18 protein-coding genes are annotated in these 18,002 nt (G+C 30.6%); all 18 read right to left on the reverse strand.

Annotation, left to right across the window (positions count from 1 at the left end; genetic code table 11):
- Nucleotides 1-556: GTP-binding protein (locus tag BVC87_RS18680; protein ID WP_143569839.1), on the reverse strand; the 556-nt coding region annotated here is incomplete at its 3' end.
- An 11-nt stretch (nt 557-567) separates the two neighbouring features.
- Nucleotides 568-981 carry a phosphoribosyl-AMP cyclohydrolase gene (locus tag BVC87_RS18685; protein ID WP_075343931.1) on the reverse strand — a complete coding sequence of 138 codons (414 nt, stop codon included), beginning with the start codon at nt 979-981 and terminating at the stop codon, nt 568-570.
- A gap of 46 nt (nt 982-1,027) precedes the next feature.
- Nucleotides 1,028-1,648, reverse strand: a complete 621-nt coding sequence (locus BVC87_RS18690) for a DUF1826 domain-containing protein (protein ID WP_075343932.1) — start codon at nt 1,646-1,648, stop codon at nt 1,028-1,030.
- A gap of 324 nt (nt 1,649-1,972) precedes the next feature.
- Nucleotides 1,973-2,245 carry a serine hydrolase domain-containing protein gene (locus tag BVC87_RS18695; protein ID WP_075343933.1) on the reverse strand — a complete coding sequence of 91 codons (273 nt, stop codon included), beginning with the start codon at nt 2,243-2,245 and terminating at the stop codon, nt 1,973-1,975.
- Nucleotides 2,246-2,378: 133 nt separating this feature from the next.
- A complete protein-coding gene (locus BVC87_RS18700; RefSeq protein WP_075343934.1) occupies nt 2,379-4,703 on the reverse strand; it encodes a TonB-dependent receptor in 2,325 nt (774 codons plus the stop codon).
- Between the two features lie 70 nt (nt 4,704-4,773).
- Nucleotides 4,774-5,550 carry a response regulator transcription factor gene (locus BVC87_RS18705; protein WP_075343935.1) on the reverse strand — a complete coding sequence of 259 codons (777 nt, stop codon included), beginning with the start codon at nt 5,548-5,550 and terminating at the stop codon, nt 4,774-4,776.
- 403 nt (nt 5,551-5,953) lie between these two features.
- Complete coding sequence (locus tag BVC87_RS18710) at nt 5,954-6,430, reverse strand: hypothetical protein (protein WP_143569840.1); 477 nt, start codon at nt 6,428-6,430, stop codon at nt 5,954-5,956.
- A gap of 82 nt (nt 6,431-6,512) precedes the next feature.
- Nucleotides 6,513-7,031 carry a hypothetical protein gene (locus tag BVC87_RS18715; RefSeq protein WP_075343937.1) on the reverse strand — a complete coding sequence of 173 codons (519 nt, stop codon included), beginning with the start codon at nt 7,029-7,031 and terminating at the stop codon, nt 6,513-6,515.
- 3 nt (nt 7,032-7,034) lie between these two features.
- Complete coding sequence (locus tag BVC87_RS18720; protein ID WP_075343938.1) at nt 7,035-7,946, reverse strand: helix-turn-helix domain-containing protein; 912 nt, start codon at nt 7,944-7,946, stop codon at nt 7,035-7,037.
- Between the two features lie 9 nt (nt 7,947-7,955).
- Entirely contained in the window at nt 7,956-8,906 is a 951-nt protein-coding gene (locus tag BVC87_RS18725) for an SDR family oxidoreductase (protein ID WP_075343939.1), read from the reverse strand.
- A gap of 195 nt (nt 8,907-9,101) precedes the next feature.
- The gene (locus BVC87_RS18730) at nt 9,102-9,605 is read right to left on the reverse strand and encodes a hypothetical protein (protein WP_075343940.1); all 504 of its coding nucleotides are present in this window, start codon (nt 9,603-9,605) and stop codon (nt 9,102-9,104) included.
- Nucleotides 9,606-9,766: 161 nt separating this feature from the next.
- Nucleotides 9,767-10,927, reverse strand: coding sequence for a flavin monoamine oxidase family protein (locus BVC87_RS18735; protein ID WP_083629617.1), 1,161 nt, complete (start codon nt 10,925-10,927; stop codon nt 9,767-9,769).
- Nucleotides 10,928-11,004: 77 nt separating this feature from the next.
- Nucleotides 11,005-12,156 carry a serine hydrolase domain-containing protein gene (locus BVC87_RS18740; protein WP_075343941.1) on the reverse strand — a complete coding sequence of 384 codons (1,152 nt, stop codon included), beginning with the start codon at nt 12,154-12,156 and terminating at the stop codon, nt 11,005-11,007.
- Between the two features lie 276 nt (nt 12,157-12,432).
- Nucleotides 12,433-13,386, reverse strand: coding sequence for a 2OG-Fe(II) oxygenase (locus tag BVC87_RS18745; protein WP_075343942.1), 954 nt, complete (start codon nt 13,384-13,386; stop codon nt 12,433-12,435).
- 205 nt (nt 13,387-13,591) lie between these two features.
- A complete protein-coding gene (locus BVC87_RS18750) occupies nt 13,592-13,951 on the reverse strand; it encodes a DoxX family protein (protein WP_075343943.1) in 360 nt (119 codons plus the stop codon).
- A gap of 1 nt (nt 13,952) precedes the next feature.
- A complete protein-coding gene (locus tag BVC87_RS18755) occupies nt 13,953-14,813 on the reverse strand; it encodes an SDR family oxidoreductase (protein ID WP_075343944.1) in 861 nt (286 codons plus the stop codon).
- A gap of 54 nt (nt 14,814-14,867) precedes the next feature.
- Complete coding sequence (locus BVC87_RS18760; RefSeq protein WP_075343945.1) at nt 14,868-15,413, reverse strand: TetR/AcrR family transcriptional regulator; 546 nt, start codon at nt 15,411-15,413, stop codon at nt 14,868-14,870.
- A 111-nt stretch (nt 15,414-15,524) separates the two neighbouring features.
- Complete coding sequence (locus BVC87_RS18765; RefSeq protein WP_075343946.1) at nt 15,525-17,801, reverse strand: purple acid phosphatase family protein; 2,277 nt, start codon at nt 17,799-17,801, stop codon at nt 15,525-15,527.
- Between the last annotated feature and the right edge of the window lie 201 nt (nt 17,802-18,002).

An 18,002-nucleotide genomic window follows, 5' to 3' on the forward strand; every position in this document is an offset into this window, starting at 1 on the left:
TTAAAATAATAACGTTAGCAAATTCAACTTGATCTGTTAGTAAATCAGCAATTGTTCTATCGTCTCCATCAATATCTGTAAGCTCACGATCTGTTAATTGTTCAGGACTTCCAAAATCATTAAAGAAATTAAAAGCATCTACCACAGTTACCATAGTATCAATATAGCTAAATTGAGAAAGGTCAATACCACTTTCTTGATCTACAAAAGAAAAGGTTTGAGCTACAGGTACTGGTTCACTTATTCCAGTACTTTCAATAAGTAAATAGTCAAAACGATCTTCTTTGGCTAAGCGCTCTACTTCAATCATTAAATCTTCTCGCAGCGTACAACAGATACAACCGTTGCTCATTTCTACTAGTTTTTCCTCTGTGCGAGATAATATATTTTCATTTTTTACTAAGTCAGCATCTACATTTACTTCCCCCATATCATTAACTATAACAGCTACTTTTAAGCCTTCTTTGTTATGTAAAACATGGTTTAATAATGTAGTTTTTCCTGCTCCAAGAAAACCACTTAAAACAGTTACAGGAAGTTTTTTTTCTGTTATCATATCTAAATTACTTATTTCATGTTTTTAATAAATTGAAGACTGTTTTGTTCGATGTCAAGTTCTCTGTAAAAACAAGCTTTTCGATGTTTTCCTTTTGAATCAAATGTATGGCAAACTCCATTTCCAACTAAGGTAACTTGATAAACTAAAGCATCTTGATCACAGTCGATTAAAATAGTATCGATTTTAAGATAATCTCCAGAGGTTTCGCCTTTTGTCCAAAGTTGATTACGAGAAGTACTCCAGAATGTCGCCATTTTAGTTTTTAATGTTTTTGATAAAGCTTCTTTGTTTACAGAAGCTAACATTAAAATTTGACCCGTAGCTGTTTCTTGGACAGCAACAGGTAGTAATCCGCCACGTTTTTCAAATTGCGGATTTAGTTTAAGTCCTTCTTCCAATTCAATTATTAGTTCCGAAGTCATTTTTAATCAGTTAAATATGTTATGGATGTTAGTTTTTGTCTTAAAATTAATTGATATCAATACGAAGTAATAGTCTTTTTTCTCCACTTTCCTCAATGGTAGGACTACGATGTACTACTCCTTGTATTCCTTGTTCTGAATATTTATTCCCTTTTAAAATAATTACAGCTCCTGTTTTCGTTTGCTGAATGTGTTTAAGATCTATTACTATGGCCTCATTGTTTTCATAAGAATCCAATGCTTCTCTATTGATATTCTCTTCTGTTAGCCATAAAGTACCAGGACCACTGTAGGTACACAACATTCGTAAACTATTACAATCCATATGGAATCGTTTGCACATATTAGTAGTAACAGTGGCTAAAAACAGGTTGAAATTTTTCTTTTTAGTAATTTCTTGGAATGAGAATAAAAGGTTTTGAATGTCTTTTAGTAAAAAAGAATTTTGATTTAGCTGAACAACTTCCTGAAGTTCATTCAATATTACATTGATATCTCCATTTGAGGTACATCTAATCTTCTTTTGTTTTAGGCTATTGATTTCTTTTTCTAAAGCATGAATATCCCTATTGTAGATAGTAATGTTTACATAACTATCATGTATTTGATTAAGTATGATTGGAGTAGTACCTACTTCCCAATTTTTAACTAATTCTGCTACTTTCATACTGATTTTGTCAGCTGCTTTTCTGTTTTTGTAAATAGTTCATAATAAAAATCTAATTTGGATTTAAGCTCTAATTCAGCGATAAACGATTTACTTTTTGTAGAATTTACAGTACAAGTATTATTTTAATTTGTTATTGCAACTAAGTCCCAAAAATAAGTATTTATTTTTAATGCAACCAGTTGCGTTAAGTTTAATGGCAAATAAAATTAGGGTTCTGTTATTTGGTTTTAAATCATAATATTAACTAAGCAAATAATAGTAACCATTCATAATATAAATTCAAATATGATCCCTTGTGTAATTTATAGACTTGGTTTACCATTAATTTTTAAGATCATCATAGATTTTATATAATAATTGATTAAGTTCTTCATTTATTTTCATGGAAGATTGATTGGTAAAGATTGAAATACCGATTTTCTTTTTAGGAAAGATAGCTAATATGTTTTTCGCTCTAGAAATACCACCATCGTGTCTAAAATGTAAATCATAATTTTGATTACTGATAATCCACCAATAATATCCTATCCAATAATTAGTATCAATTTCAAATATTTTTTTATGAGATTCTCTTACAATTTTGTCATTTTTCAATTGATAATAAAAGGTTTTAATATGTAGATAATTAGAATAATAGTATTAAGTATATAAAGTTTTTGCTGGTATTATTTATATAGATTACTAACAATAATAATTGTAATGTTTGGTAATGTTTTCTAAGATTATTTTAAAACTCGACTTTGTAACTAATATTAGGAATAAATGTAGCTTCACTTTCTACATCCACCATTTGAGTTCGAAAGTTATAACGAAACCCTAATGGTTCTTCATATTGAGTAAGATTGATGATTTTAAGCGCAACTTCATGAGTTGTTTTTTTACTGTTAAGTCTATAACTTGAAGTAAAATGGCTTGTAAAAGCAGGAGCATATTGTTGTGTGAAAGCTTTTGTTTCATCAAAAACAACATCTTGACTAATAATTGATTGTGATATATTTATAGGAGAGTAATGATCACCCCCTTGAAAACTTAAGCGTGCATTTATGCCAAAATTATGATTTTGCCTTTTACCAAATACCCATTCTTTTCCGATTAGAAAGTTTAAAGCGATATTACGATTATAACGTGTATTCCTCCATATACGATCTCCTCCTCGATATTGTGAATTAAATAAAGAGGCTGTAGCCATATAATAATACCCTTTGGAAAGGTGTTTTTCAAAACTAATATCCAAGCCATAGTTTTTTCCTTTACCTAAATTTTGAAGTTTTTCATTAAAAAACCAATCATTTTGTTGGTTGATTAGGGAAAACGAATTGTTGGGTATTACAGGAACATCAAATAAATACTGAAAATACCCTTCCATTTTAAAATGAGTAAGTTTTGATATGCTAATGTTGTAACCTAATACCAAATGGTGTGCTTTAGAAAAATCTAAGTTTTTATTGATGTATTGATTAAAATTATCTTTAATGAAATAGTAATTCAAACGTTCTAAACGGCTATGTAATCCATAAGCAAGATTAAGTGTTTTCGTTGGAGATAGATTATATCTTATGCCAAATCTTGGCTCTATTGATCTAGTATTATTATACGTAAACCATTGCCCGGTTAGTCCAATGTTTAGGTCTATTTTATTATTTATATGAAACATAGAATTACTGTAAGCTGAAATTAATGTACTATTTCCTTTTTGGTCTACAATAGTAGGTGAAGAGGTTTCTGAGATAGCTTCTTTTAAGAAGATATTGTGGTTCATATTGGTGACAACAAATCCAGATTTGTTAGTGTGCTTTGCATTGAATTTGGTGTTTAGGAACGAGTTAAGAACTAAGTTGTGATTTGTATTCTGTATTTCGTTTTTAAAAAAAGAGCTAAAAGAGTTGTTTAATCTTTCGGTATGCATATCAATTCCATTGCCTGTTAGAGCAAGTGTGGTTTTTAAATATTGCTTGTGGTTCAATAAAAGTTTGTGGCTAATCCCTACTACTCCCATAAACTGCTTTACGTTTTCATTTTCTCTGTCAGAATCATATTGCCATAGATTATTGTCTTCTTTTGCTTTTGAACCAGAACGATCAAGCAAGCCCATACCCCATAAGGAAAAAGTCCCTGCTTTCTCTGTGGGAAAGTTTAGTTTAAAAGATAGATCTTGATAGGATGTTCCTTCTGCATTTTTAGGTAATAATGATTCAAGCAATCCTAAAGTAGAGTAGCGATAATTGAAAATATAGGAAGCGTCATTTTTTTTTAAAAAAGGACCTTCTGATGCGAGATCAATACCAATAGCCCCAAGCTGAAAAGTATGCTCGTGCTTTTGACTATTTCCGTTTCTCATAAAAATATCAAATACGCCAGATAAAGCATTGCTGTATTCTGCTGGCATCGCCCCAGAAAAAAAATCAGAATTAGCTAAAAGTTGTGTACTTAAAGCTGTGAGTCCACCACCACCAAAAGCAGCTAAATTAGCAAAGTGATTGGGGTTAGAAATCTCAATACCTTCTAATTTCCATTGCAGTGCTTGTGGGTTATTTCCTCTTACTACTATAGCATTATTTCCTACATTACTAGATACTCCTGCAAAAGATGAAACTAATCTAGCAGGATCGTCAAAGCCACCAGCAAAACGTTTGGCTTCTTCAATACTTAACATTTTTGCACTTACTGTTGCCATTTGATTTAAAGGTTGTTGTTTATTAATCTTTGAGTGTATTATAACAGTGTCGAGTGTAGTAGGGCTTTCTTTCATTGCAATATCTAATACCACTTCCTTGGAAGAAGTTACTTGTATTTCTTTCAAGGTAAGGGGTTCATATCCTATAAATGAAACCTTGATATCATATCTACCTATAGCTATATTTTCAATAGTAAAATTTCCATTCTCATCTGTTGTTGTCCCAAAAGTTGTTCCTTCGAGAGATATATTAACATAAGGTAAGGGTGACTTAATGGCTTGATCAGATACTTTTCCGCGAATGGTTTGTGTTGGTAATTGAGGAAAAACATGAATAGAAATAAGAAAAAATATGAGTGTTTTGAATAACTTTAACATCTACTTTGATTTGGATATTTCAAAGTTCTGTATTCAATATTCCTGAAGCAATACTGATTTATCAGTATATCTATATAATACCTAATTTTGAAGCTAGATTAACAGCTTCAATAGAATTATTAGCTCCTAACTTTTCTAATACTCGTTGACGGTGAGTGTTAACAGTATGTATGCTAATTGATAGTTTATTAGATATTTCTTTACTTAATAAACCGTTTTTAACAAATTTTAAAATTTCTAGCTCTCTTTGTGTAAGTAAAGCACTAGTTTCTGTATGATCAATAAAAGGTATTGTTTGTCCTGTTTTAAAATTTAATAATTCAGATACAATAGATTCATTATTGTTTTTTTGATTAGGTGAAATATCCAAAATGCTTAATGCTAGCCAAATACTACCATTGCTCGTGATTTTTAAAGCCTGTTGTTGTTCAATAACTCTAACGTATGAATTGTTGGCGTTTAAGACACGAAATTCGCTAATCAGTTTATAGTTTGTTTTTTCATCAATAGGAATATTTTTAAAGAGTTTTAAAAGGCGTATTCCGTTTTTCATAAGCATTACATAATCAGTTGGGTGAATTTTTGAATCTAAAAAATCTTCCCCAATAGATTGAATGTCTTTTGAATTATAACCTAATAATTCTCCAATATTAAATGAATTAAAAACATGTTGTTTTTTGTATAGGTCAAAAACAGAAATTACGGAATTTCCAATTTCAGCTAATTTATTTAAAGTAGGTTTTAGCTGTTCAAGTATAGTATAGTCTATATCATTCTGATTAAATTTTTGTTGCTCAAGTAGTTTAAAATAGGTTTTCTGTACATGTACTATTTCTTGTTTGTTCATTTATACTTTGTGAATTAACAAATTAATTAAGCTCTTTTCAAAAAACAAATTTAAAATATCTATAAGTTTATAAAAAAGAGCATAAACTATTGAGAACTATCCTTTATTTTTCTTTAAAAAGAACTGAATTAGTTTTTGTATTAATATAGATTAACTGATTAGGAGTTCTATTTGTAATACATGATTTTTTACTTTTCCTATAATCATTATACTTGATCAGTTGAAATGTTATAAAAGTTCTAATAATCACGATAATTATTTCACTAATGAAATTAGATACGGCATTTATTTTTTTATTTATTCAATGTTTTTAAAAAATGTGTTGTGTGAATGTTATTAACGTATTAAGTTGATTTAAATTTTTGTGATAACTTTAATAAAGTCTGTACTAAAGATTTTTTTACTAGTCTAATATAAATTCGATTTGTTTTTTACTGTCTCCGTTTTCTGCAATAATAAATTCGTACTGTTGATTAGAAAGACTTTTCCATTTTATTTTTTCTGCTGGTATTCCTTCGGGAATACTGGTGTTAATTATTATCCTCTGATCAGATAATTGTTTGAATGCACTAAGAGTTTTACTTTCATGTAAGTCACCAGTACTATCCATTTCAATTTTGATGTATTGAAAGTCTTTTATGGTTCCCTGAATCTCAATTTCAATGAATTCTCCTTTAGAAGTACCATTTAGTACAATGGTGTTTTTATTGTAAAACGATATAGGTTTTTTATAATACTGTTTAATAATGATTTTACCTTCTTCTAATTGTGATAGATGCTTTTTCTCTACTTCTATATTAGGAGTGTTATTTTGAGAATAGGTAGTATTAACTATAAAAAGCATTACTATAAAGGAAAATATAATTTTTTTTAAATTCATTTTTAGAAGCAATTTGTAGTTATTCATAGTCCTTTAATTCAAAAATTATCGTGTTGTATTTGTAATGAATTTTTAAATATAATTATTTTTTGATTTCATTTTGTAGATCTACTGATTTCAATGTTTTATGATAGACCTCAATTCTTGCATGAGCTGTTCCATCTATCAATAAAATAATAATCAACATTCCAATAGTTGTAATACTAATAGCTCTCCACGTAGGTGTATTAATAAAAATGATTAGTAAAGCGGTTATAATAATTATAATCGGAATAATTTTAAAAACTATGATTTTATATTCTTTTAGAGTACTTTCGATTCGGGCAATCTCTGATTTAACAAATGTAGAAGGATTGTTTTTATAAGCAGTTTCAAATGTTGTAATCCTAGATGTATTAGTGAAAACTAATCCCAAACCTATAATTAAAAGTAAACTACCTGCTACTAGTGTTGGAATAACATATGCTTTTGCTATATCCGTTTTTCCTAACAGCCAAAAACTAATACTTGCAATTAAAAATAATATAGCAAAAAAGATAAAAAATCGTGTTGAAAAAACTTCGGCTTTTGCCCATTCTGTGGCTAATTTTATTATTTCCATGATTTAATTCAGTTTATGTTTTTTTCTGTATTCAGTAGGACTAACACCTTCTTTCTTTCTAAATAGTCTTGAAAAATAAGGAGGATATTCAAATCCTAATTCATAGGCTACTTCCGAAATGCTCTTACGAGGTTGTAATAAAATGTTCTTTGCTTCATCAATTAAATATAATTGTAAATGCTCAGTAGTAGTTTTACTAGTTTCTTTTTTTAGTGTATCAGCTAAGTAACGTTGTGATACAGATAGTTTGTTTGCGATATGTTGGATGTTGGGAATACCTTTTTCTTGTAGTTGTCCTGATTCAAAATATTTGGATAAATATAGATTGAATCGATCTAGCAAATCGTTTGATAATTCTTTTCGGTTTAAAAATTGTCTTTCATAGAAGCGATTGGCATATTTTAAAAGAGTAACCAAATGAGAAATAATAATTTCCTTACTGAATTTATCTTGATTATTTTGATATTCAATTTCAATATTTTCTACTATGGATTCTATTTGTTTTTCTTCTTTAGGAGAAAGATGTAACGCTTCATTCGTTGAGTAAGAAAAGAAGCTGTATTTTTTTATCTGCTGAGCTAATTCGGTTCCATTTAGAAAATCTTTATGAAAGTTTATTGAAAAACCTTTTTGTTCAAATACAACACTATTGTCCCATTGCAATACTTGTTTTGGGGAAATAAAAATTAAAGCACCATTAGTAAAATCATATTTTGTTCGTCCATAATTTAAACTTCCTTTTACAAACTTTTTAAAACTAATGGTATAGCAATCGTTAGTAATTGGAGGGGAACTTTCTCTTGGACAAGGTAAATATCCATTTCCTTTTGAATTAAAAAGACTAAACATAGGATGTTCAGGAAGAGGTAGTTCTAAATATTCTAAATAAGATGATAATGTTTTAAAATGTTGCATTGTACTAATTTAAATATTCCAATTAAAATTGGTTTCTTTTTCTGAAACTTCCCACAACTTTTTAGCTATAGTTTTATCTTTTGCATGTGATTCTAATTTACATTCTCCTACTGGACCTGTCCAATAATTCCTTCCTGTTGGACCATAAAAACAGTTTTGATCTAGATTAGGCTCTGTAGCACACATCAATTGTGGATAAGCACCCTTTTCAGCAGATTGTACAAAAGGTGACCACTTCATGAGTTGCCAAATAAAACGAGTCATTATACTACCACTAGTTTTGATTAATGATGTTCGAGAAGCACCAGGGTGACAAGCATATACATTTACAGTAGATCTTCCTGCATTTTTTAATCTATTTTGTAATTCATAAACACTCATAATCTGAGCTAATTTACTCTGACTATACGCATTATTTGGAGTATAGTTATTATTCCAGTTGATATCATCAAATTTGATAGTTTTAATTCCCATTTTATAACCTTCACTACCTACAACCACAATTCGACCTTTTGACTTTTCAATTAAAGGGTAGAGTAGGCCTTGTAGTTTGAAATGGCCATAATGATTTACACCAAGTTGACTTTCAAAACCATCAACTGTAAGTTCTTGTTTGTGGACTTGAGCAATAGCAGCATTACAAATGAGTGCATCAATTTGAGAAGTTTTTTCAATTATTTCTTGTGCGGCTTTTTGCACAGAAGCTTGTTTAGCTAAGTCTAAATGAATAAAAGAAACATCTACCGTATTATCTAGTTTTTTCTTCAAAATGGCAATGATTTCTTTTGACTTTTTAACGTTTCGGTTTAGCATAACTACTTTTGCCCCTTTGGACAGAAGTATTTTGGAGGCTTCAAACCCAGTACCGCTTGTAGTTCCTGTTATAAGAAAAGTTTTACCATTTAAATTCCCTATTCTTTCTGGTGTCCATCCTTGTTTGCCAAATTGATTTGATGCCATTGGTACTATATTTTATTTCAAATTAATATGGCAAAGGTAGAGGCAAGATTATCTTAATTTTTATACAGATTTTCGAATATTGGATACATTTTGGTATTGATCAACGTATTCACTTTTTCATAGTAATATAGTATTAGATAAATTGAAATATTAGTTTAAAGTTTTATCTCTTTTATTGCAGAGTAGTGAGTGTTGTTATTTCATTTTTTTAAATTCTTTTAGTCCGATCTGATAAATCATATAAGGCCATATTTCAATACCTTTTAAACCAGAATGTGTTCCTACATTAGAAGTTTTTTCGAATTTACCATTTTCTTCTCTTTGAATATCAGATTTGTAGTTTAAAGAATACGGGGTTCTATTTTTCATGAGTAGAAGAACTTTCATGTTTTTTTCTTTTTCTTTTTCGGTTTCACCACTTGTACCTAAACCAAAAAAGAAATCTATGGTATTTTTCTCTCCTTCTTTCTCGAATACATTATCATTGTCCCAAGTGTCAATAATTTCTTGATAAGGTTCAAACTTAACTATGGAATAATTAAAGTTTATAGAATCAGTAGGATAAAGTTTAATTGTAAACTTACTTCCAAGTTGGAAAGCATATCCACTTCTTGGTTCAGTTGGTAAATTTTGAGATGTAACAGTTAAACCTGTTAGTATTAAAATGCTTAAAAAAACCTTTTTTATTTCTGTATTCATAGTTAGTATTTTATTATAAAAACTAAAGTATGAAAGGAATTGATTCTCAAAGACTAATTTTTAGTTAAATAGTAAAGTTTAATAAAGGGTGAAAACTAAGTATTGTTGTTTACCAATGTTATGATACAGTTCATCTGTAATATTTAGCTTCACGGTGAGTCTTAATCTAATATCTCATTTACTGATCTTATAGCTGAGCGTGCAGCGGAATGAACTCCACCCCAATCATCTCCTTCGGTATAAGCTGTTCCTGCAAAAAATAACTTATTGTTTATTGATTTTCCAAGTGTTTTTATTGTTCTCCAGCTTTCTTCATCATAAACATAGGCACCTTTAATAAAAGGCTCATTGCTCCAATTTTGAGAAATATGCTTTATATAACTTTTAGAGGCTTTACCGCTAAATATTTCATCTAACTCTTCTAAAATATAGTTAATTATTTTAGAGTCTGGTAATTTTAAGAAAGGAAGCGTAACAGGACCAACTGCAAAAACGCCTAAAACATTACGGTTAGATTTTTGTCCATAAGAAGCATCATAATACATTTTTTGTCCTGAAACATTAAATTCTGTAACAGTAGGATAAAATTTTTCTGAAAACTCAATAAAAGCTTTGAACCCATCCCAAACAGTAACATCACGTATAGCTTCTTGTTTATCATCGGGTAATTTTGGTATAAATGTAATGGAGTTATTCTGAAGCATTTTTACAGGAGTAGTTATAATTATTTTATCTGCGGTAAAAATATCTTTTGAAGTTTTAGCTATAATTGTATCAGAGGAGTAATCTATAGATCTAATAATTTGATTATATTTTATTTGATCTTTTACTGATGGTAAAATGTATTGTTTATAAAAGTCAAGCCAGGAAAACCCGATAAATTTTTGATCAATACCAAACCCCATGTCGTCCATTGAAACTTCTTCACCATCATATAATCCATAATCTCCTGATTTGTATGGTGTAGTTTTAAAGTTTAAATTCACTTTAGGATTGTTGGTGATTTCGTGAAAAATGCTTCTTTCAATATGTAACCATTCCGCTCCTAAAGGAATGGGAAAATCAACAAAATCGTTTGTTGTTTTCATCCTACCACCATATGTAGATGATGCTTCTAAAATTTGAAAGTCAACTCCTAATTGTGATAGTCTATATGCTGCTGTTAAGCCTGCAGCACCTGTACCTATAATAAGTACTTTACCTTTAAATTTACTTGACTTCAAACTATTAAAGAAAGATTGTTTTGGGGTTGCAAATACAGATTTAAACGGTATGCTTATGCCAAGTAAACTACAAATTTTGATAAACTCTTTTCGTGTCATACTATTGTGATTAATCTGTTATTTCATTTTCTGAGTGAATTCTTATTGTCATTTTGGCTATATACCGTAAGGCAGTTTTACTTTATAAGACCTTCCCTAACTAGAATATCAGCAATTCCATTAACTTTTCGGAAAGCTTGACCTGAACCAATATTTGAAAGTACTACAATTGCAATGCCTTGATCTGGAAAACGCAAAAGTTGTGAGCTAATTCCCCAGTCTCCACCGTCCCATGCAACTATTTTTCTACCATTAAAATTTCCAATATAAAGACCAAAAGCTTGATTATCTTTTTCGTGTTTAAATTTTAGGGTTTTATGCATTAAATCATAAAATTCCTGTCCACCAAAACGTTTACTAGTCATATTAGCACTCCATTTTAATAAATCTTCAATTGTAGTAACTACACCACTTCCACCATAATGAGGTGAATTTCTTGGGTGTTGAATATATTTTCCCTCTTCCTTGAGCTTTATACCATATTCATTATATCCGTCCAAATACTCTTTTATTCTGAAATTATAAGGAGTAACTCTATTTTTTATGATCTGGGTTATATCATCATTTATAAGTGTATTTTTCATTTCTAAAGGTTCAAACAACTTGGTTCTTGAAAATTCACTAAAAGACATACCACTAATCTTTTCTACTATTTTTGTTAGTAGCATAAAATTGATATTGCAATAATCCCATTTGTCACCAGGGGTAAATTGAAGTTTGTCTTCAGCTAGAGAAGTTGAAATGCATTCATCAATATCAAAATAGTTAAATGTCACCCAAGATTTACCACCTTTACGCTTCAGTTGGTGATAGTCTGTAATTCCACTAGTGTTATAAATAAGATGTTTAATTCGTATAGTATCAGCGTATTTTTTAAGTTCAGGAATATAGTTAGAAGCAGGTGTTTCTAACGATATTTTATTTTCCAGAATTAATAACGCGATACAAGCTGCAGTAAATTGTTTTGAAACAGAAGCAATACTAAAAGCAGAATTTGGTGTAATAGGAATATTATAATCTAAATTCGCAGCTCCGTATCCTTTTTTATAGAGAGTTTTTCCATTTTTTGATATTCCGATTGCATAACCGGGAGAATTTAAATTGTCAAATTCAGAAAATAAAGAGTCAATTTGTTGTGTAACGGTGAGGGGTATTTCTGTATTAGAAGCATCTTGTCCACAGGATATTAAAGTTATTACTAAAAGAATAAGTGCAAAGATCTTTTTCATTAGGTTTTAATTTAGAATTACTTACAAATATTTGATTTATGGTTGTTTGTGTTTTGTAGTAAAGGTAATTAAAAAGTCTAAATTTTTACTTTTTTGATATTTGCTTAAAGGAATTGTTATAACTTCATTTTTATTGGTTTATCGATGCTATTAGTTTTATATTTTTTATAGTAAGTTATAAACGTACTAGCGGATTAAATGCATTTAATTTAAGTGCTTACTTTAGGAAGCATGAAACCCGCTATTGCGTTTATACAATGTTTTCTGGAAATAATTTTAAAATGGAGCAAAAGTGTCTTTTGGTCCGTCTGGTAAGCTCCAACGTTGGCGAGGAGTTACAGTTTCTGGCGTATTAACTGTAGGTATTGAGTTACCAAAATTACCGTAACTATTTGCACCACCTCTAGGGATTTGCATACAATCACCATATAACCATACTACCAAATTATTACGCTGTCCACTAGTTATGGGATGTGTTGCATGCGGAACACTACCACGATGAATTATTGCTTTTCCTGGTTCAAAAACAGTTTGTACTGTTTTTCCTGTAGTTTTATCATGAAAATCAACTTGTGAGCCTGTGAATTCTTCATCAGGTAAATTAATATTAATGTTTAGGGTAGCAGCAGAAGCATCAGTATGAGGATGTAAATCCTTATCCTTATCAGGGTTGTATTGAATAGAAAAACCAAATGTTTGATTGTCATAGCCATAAGTGCCCAATAATAAACGAGCAATCGGACGCATATAGCGGTTCATGATATCGTTATAAAATGTTTGAAAATTAGGTACTGCAAGATGACCTTCTGAACGTGAATCAAGCATAAATCCATAACGATTTAATTGAATACCATAAGGTGGACGTGCAGGAATTTGTGAACTTGCTACAGCTTCCAAATACTCACGGAATTCGGCTAAACGATCCAGATCAAAAAATTGAGTAGTATAAACTCCAGGAATAATTTCTTCCCATAAATCAGCAACAGCGTTTTCTTTTTCTGGGTTTTCCCATGCATCGTTAATTGCTTGTCGTAATCGTGGATCAAGTAATGTTTCGTCAGGTATCAATAAATTATCTTTATTTTCAATTTCCCATGCTGTCCATGCATCTTCAAGTAATTTTCGATTGTTATTCCAAAAATGAGAGACAGATGCTTCACGTTGTAGTACGGCTTTACGCGAAGGTAGAGTGAGCGCACGAGCTTGTGCGAGTGCATTATTATTTATCATTTTCTTCTGTTTTAATTACAGTACAAAAATAAGTTGAGAAAGTGTCTGGTGTTAGGTAAGAAAAAGGTAACTTTTAGTAAAAAACGAGGATTTGAATTTTTTGTAAGCATAAATAGTTACTGAAAGCTCATTATAAATAAAATAAAAGAAGCTGTTCTTTTAAAAACAGCTTCTACGGGAAAAATTATAAAAATAGTTTGGGGAATTATAATGATGTATAATGCGTGCGAAATGTAACGTATGAAGTTATTAATACGATGAAAAGAGCACAAAGTAGTAGTAAAATACCTATACCGTCTTTATGTGCTACGTGCGCTACAACAGCAGTAATTAAAAAGAATGCTATTCCTGCGTAACACCATTCTTTAACAGAAACAGGAATATTAGGGATTAATAAAAGTATAGCTGCAATAATTTTTAATATAGCAAGTTGAATCCTAAAAAAATCAGGAAAACCTAGATCTTTAATTCCCTCTATAGTTGTTGAATGAAAAATGTAGCTATAAGAACTTATAACCAAAAAAATAGAGATTAATCCTGTAGAAATCCAATATAAAACTCCCATTTTATAAAAAATAAGATTGTACTTGTTTCAACAATTTTGAGCCATCTGGATCTAATTGAGTTTTCAGATTTCCTAAATTTTCTGACCAAACTGAGGTTCTAACGCGCAGGGGAGGAGTATCAGTTTCAGCAACCTTAAAAATGACTTCAGCTACTTGTTTTCCTGTTTGATACATAGGTAATTCTTCGTTACTAGCTCTATCTTGTGCACCACTTAAATATTTATGAAAAATAGGAGCATATTCACCAGTAGCTAGTTCACCATTTTCATTTTGTGTTTTTTGTACCGCATTATTCATAAATTCAGTAGTAATTCCTCCAGGTTCTACTAGAGAAAAATTAATATTAAAAGTAGGAGAAATATAACTGGCTAAAGCTTCTGTAAAACCCTCTACAGCAAACTTAGCTCCGCAGTATAATTCATTAAAAGGTTGTCCTACTAAACCTCCAATAGAAGTAACATTAATAATATGACCTGCTTTTTTTTCACGCATGAATGGCAAAACAGCTTTAGTAGTTCTAATTACACCTGTATAATTCACATCAGTTACCCAGTCGATTTCTTCTTGAGAAGTTTGTTCTAATGTTTTTGCAAATCCAGCACCTGCATTATTTAGTAGTATATCGATTTTACCATCTTGAGCAATAATTAGATCAATAGCTTTTAAAATAGAATCGTTATCAGTGACATCCAATCGTAAAATTTCTATAGATAGATTTCTTTTCTTCGCTTCCTCTTGTAGCGTATTGGCTTTTTTTAAATTACGCATAGTAGCGTAAACCTTGTAATTATGTTCAGCAAAAAGTAAAGCTGCTTCAAATCCAACTCCTGTTGAGGTTCCGGTGATTAAAATATTTTTCATTGTTGTTTGTTTTTTTTGGATTGAATATTCATTCCAATAATTAATTAAATTTTTTTATTGTTTAATGGCATCCCAAACTAATGTAAGTTGGGTATTGATATAGTTCTCGTTTTTTTCTTTTAAATACCAGCGTATGGTTGACAAAAGTGATCCTCCTATAAATTGTAATAATTCATTTGTGTCAATAGCTTTAATAATGCCTGTTTTTTTACCATTTTCTATAAGTTGAAATATATTTACGATTGCCTTCTCACCTACAGCTTTACTTTCGTCAGTAATTATAGGAGAGGCATGTAACTGCTCCATAAACTGAAAATATTCTGGTGTATTGGTAAAAAAAGTAAAGGCTTGATTATAATAAGTAAAGAATTGATTTTTTATAGAACCTGATTCATTAAAAGATGCAAATATTTCTTGTTCTTTAAGTTTTATATGCTGGTAAATATGATTTATTAATACTTCTTTGGTAGGAAAATAATTGTAAATAGTACCCATTCCTGTACCAGCTTCTTTTGCAATGGCAGACATAGGCGTAGCATGAATACCTTGTAATGTCAATAGTTTTAAAGCTGCTGATATGATGCTATCTTTTTTTGTCATAGTGCAAAAATAGTGTCTTGGAATGTTTATTCCAAAGATAAAAGAAAAAAACCGCCTCTTTAAAAGGAAGAGACGGTATGTAGAGGTAAAAATCCTCCGCTTTTTTGATTTTTATTTTCTGATAAGCTTTTGCTTAGTTATAATTTCATCACCTTGCTTGATATGTAAAATGTACACACCTGCAGATGTAATTTTTGGTGAAATTACTTTTTGCTCGTTCGCATTAACTAGCATTATTTCTCTATGAACTTCTCTACCATTAATATCAAATAACTGAACTTCAATTGGAGCGTGTGCATAAGCATTTTTTATAACTAAATTGATGTTTTCAGTAAATGGATTAGGATGTATTTCAAAGTTAGCTTCAGTAAATACTGGAGGAGTTGCTACTTCTGTAGTTGTTATACTTCTTCTTGCAGAAGTACCACAAGCGCCTAATAAATTCCAACCACTAGAAGTTCTTTCAAATAAATTACCTTGATATGTCACTTTAGATCCTGTAGGATAACTTACTCCGCTTCTCCATGCAGCAATACCATCACAGATATCATCTGAAGTTGATCCTCCGTCTGTTGAATAGGTAACAATTAACCTAGCAGCTTTGCTAGCACCTCCTTCATAAGAATCAGCAACACGTTTTGCTGAAGTACTTGTTAAACTAGCTCCTTTACCCTTTATAAGGAAACTAACGCTGTTACCAGAAGTCCAAGTACTTTTATTAACTAAACTTTGTACCATGTTTTTTAAGTTTGGAGTACGTTGTCCACTACCATTTTGGTTAGATGACCAGGCGCTTGGTCTCCAAGTAACTTTAGAAGAAAAAGTAGCTCTGTCAGATACATTATTAGAATTAGAAAAAGCAGGTGAGTTACTACTGTCGTGTAAACTAACTTCTAATTCAGCGCTAGAGCTATTACTTTCATCAGCTGTAAATTGAAGGTAAGCACTAGTAATTGTAGCATTCTTAGGTAAATTAAGACCTCTAAAACGTAATCCTACTTTTTGATAACCGTTATCTTGGTAACTATCGTATACCATTTCTAAGTCACTACTATTCGCATAAATAGTACCATTTTCTCTTTCTTCTACATCGTCACTACCGTTAGCTATAGCTACTTCTAAAGTTCCATTTCCAGAGTCACCACCAGATCCTCCACCATTACCACTTTTAGTAATAGTTACAACGCTACCGTTAGATGGGTTCCAAATATCTAAATTAGATGGAATTTGAAATGAATTGCTGTTTGATACAGAACCTACGCTTGAAGCATTATCTACTCGAATAGTTCTTGTTTCAATTTTGTTTTCGTCAACAAAAATCCATTTGAATTGATTAAATCTTCCTGAATTACGAGTCCAGTCTTTATTGTCGTCATTAGAACGCAAAGGTGCTCCCCAACATCCTTCTCCTACATATGTAGTACCATTATCGTCTCTTTTGAATCCTTCATCATTACCTGAAGAAGAAGAAGGACGTACTGGCCATGTAGTTTTTACGGTATGCGCATCACATTCAACAACTAACTTAACGTTATTATCATAAAATAAACGAGCCCAATTCCCATATTGACTGTTTCCTTCAGATTTAAAACGAACGTGAGGACGCATTGGCTTGTGATATTGAGCCATTTTCCAAATGGTATTTGTAGAGGTTAAATCGTTACGTAACCAAGTAGTTTGATTCCCAGAAATTGAAATTTCAGTATTTAACGTATAGGTTCTTACTAAGTTATTACCAAAAGTAATAGCATAATATATACTAGTTGAAGGTACGTCAAATAAATTGTAAATACTGTTATTACTATCTTCATGATTTCCTCTAGCTGCTATAATAGGAAACATTCTTCCGTCACTAGCAATAGTCAATTGCCAATCATTAAACCAAGTTTGCCATTGGCTACTAGTATCATCATCTGTCATATCACCACCGAATAAAACCGCATGTGGCTTTAATTTAGAAACTAAAAGATTTGCATTTCTTCTTGGCGTTCTATTATTTCTAGAGTCACCACCAGCTATAAAAGATAATCTGCTATTATTAGCAGGGGCAGTTTTAAACCATAAACGACGACTTGTACCTTGACTATCTCTAATTACAAAATAGTAAGCAGTGTTGGGTTGTAAACCTGTTAATCTAGCAAAATGATTATTCATGCCTTTGTAAGAAACAGCCTTTGTTGGGGCCATAGAAAAAGCATAATTGTTATAATTTGTTCCATAATCTGTAGTTCCATAATATACTCTAGGATTACTACCAGAAATTTGATTCCAGCCTATAACAATAGTAGTAGCGGGGTCGTCTCTTAGGGTTAGACGATACTTGTCTGTGTTAGCACTAACATTTAAGATGCCGATACATGCTAACAATAAAAAATAAAATTTTTTCATGATGAAATTTAAGGGGTTGATTAGTTAAAAGGTTATGTGCGCGAATGTAAAAAAGTTATAAATTCAATAATACAAAAGTTTAAATGTTAATTAAAAATTAAATAAGTTAACTATTTTTTTATGAAAACATAACATCTTGATGGTTGTAAATTAACACAAGTGAATTTTTGAAAAAAGCGATAAGTTTTTCAAAAACTTATC

Source organism: Tenacibaculum agarivorans, assembly GCF_001936575.1.
GTDB lineage: Bacteria > Bacteroidota > Bacteroidia > Flavobacteriales > Flavobacteriaceae > Polaribacter > Polaribacter agarivorans.

Coding starts and splice junctions, on each gene's coding strand:
- BVC87_RS18685 (WP_075343931.1), bottom strand. CDS start 981: ATGACTTCGGAACTAATAATTGAATTGGAAGAAGGACTTAAACTAAAT.
- BVC87_RS18690 (WP_075343932.1), bottom strand. CDS start 1,648: ATGAAAGTAGCAGAATTAGTTAAAAATTGGGAAGTAGGTACTACTCCA.
- BVC87_RS18700 (WP_075343934.1), bottom strand. CDS start 4,703: ATGTTAAAGTTATTCAAAACACTCATATTTTTTCTTATTTCTATTCAT.
- BVC87_RS18705 (WP_075343935.1), bottom strand. CDS start 5,550: ATGAACAAACAAGAAATAGTACATGTACAGAAAACCTATTTTAAACTA.
- BVC87_RS18710 (WP_143569840.1), bottom strand. CDS start 6,430: ATGAATTTAAAAAAAATTATATTTTCCTTTATAGTAATGCTTTTTATA.
- BVC87_RS18715 (WP_075343937.1), bottom strand. CDS start 7,031: ATGGAAATAATAAAATTAGCCACAGAATGGGCAAAAGCCGAAGTTTTT.
- BVC87_RS18720 (WP_075343938.1), bottom strand. CDS start 7,946: ATGCAACATTTTAAAACATTATCATCTTATTTAGAATATTTAGAACTA.
- BVC87_RS18725 (WP_075343939.1), bottom strand. CDS start 8,906: ATGGCATCAAATCAATTTGGCAAACAAGGATGGACACCAGAAAGAATA.
- BVC87_RS18730 (WP_075343940.1), bottom strand. CDS start 9,605: ATGAATACAGAAATAAAAAAGGTTTTTTTAAGCATTTTAATACTAACA.
- BVC87_RS18735 (WP_083629617.1), bottom strand. CDS start 10,927: ATGACACGAAAAGAGTTTATCAAAATTTGTAGTTTACTTGGCATAAGC.
- BVC87_RS18740 (WP_075343941.1), bottom strand. CDS start 12,156: ATGAAAAAGATCTTTGCACTTATTCTTTTAGTAATAACTTTAATATCC.
- BVC87_RS18745 (WP_075343942.1), bottom strand. CDS start 13,386: ATGATAAATAATAATGCACTCGCACAAGCTCGTGCGCTCACTCTACCT.
- BVC87_RS18750 (WP_075343943.1), bottom strand. CDS start 13,951: ATGGGAGTTTTATATTGGATTTCTACAGGATTAATCTCTATTTTTTTG.
- BVC87_RS18755 (WP_075343944.1), bottom strand. CDS start 14,813: ATGAAAAATATTTTAATCACCGGAACCTCAACAGGAGTTGGATTTGAA.
- BVC87_RS18760 (WP_075343945.1), bottom strand. CDS start 15,413: ATGACAAAAAAAGATAGCATCATATCAGCAGCTTTAAAACTATTGACA.
- BVC87_RS18765 (WP_075343946.1), bottom strand. CDS start 17,801: ATGAAAAAATTTTATTTTTTATTGTTAGCATGTATCGGCATCTTAAAT.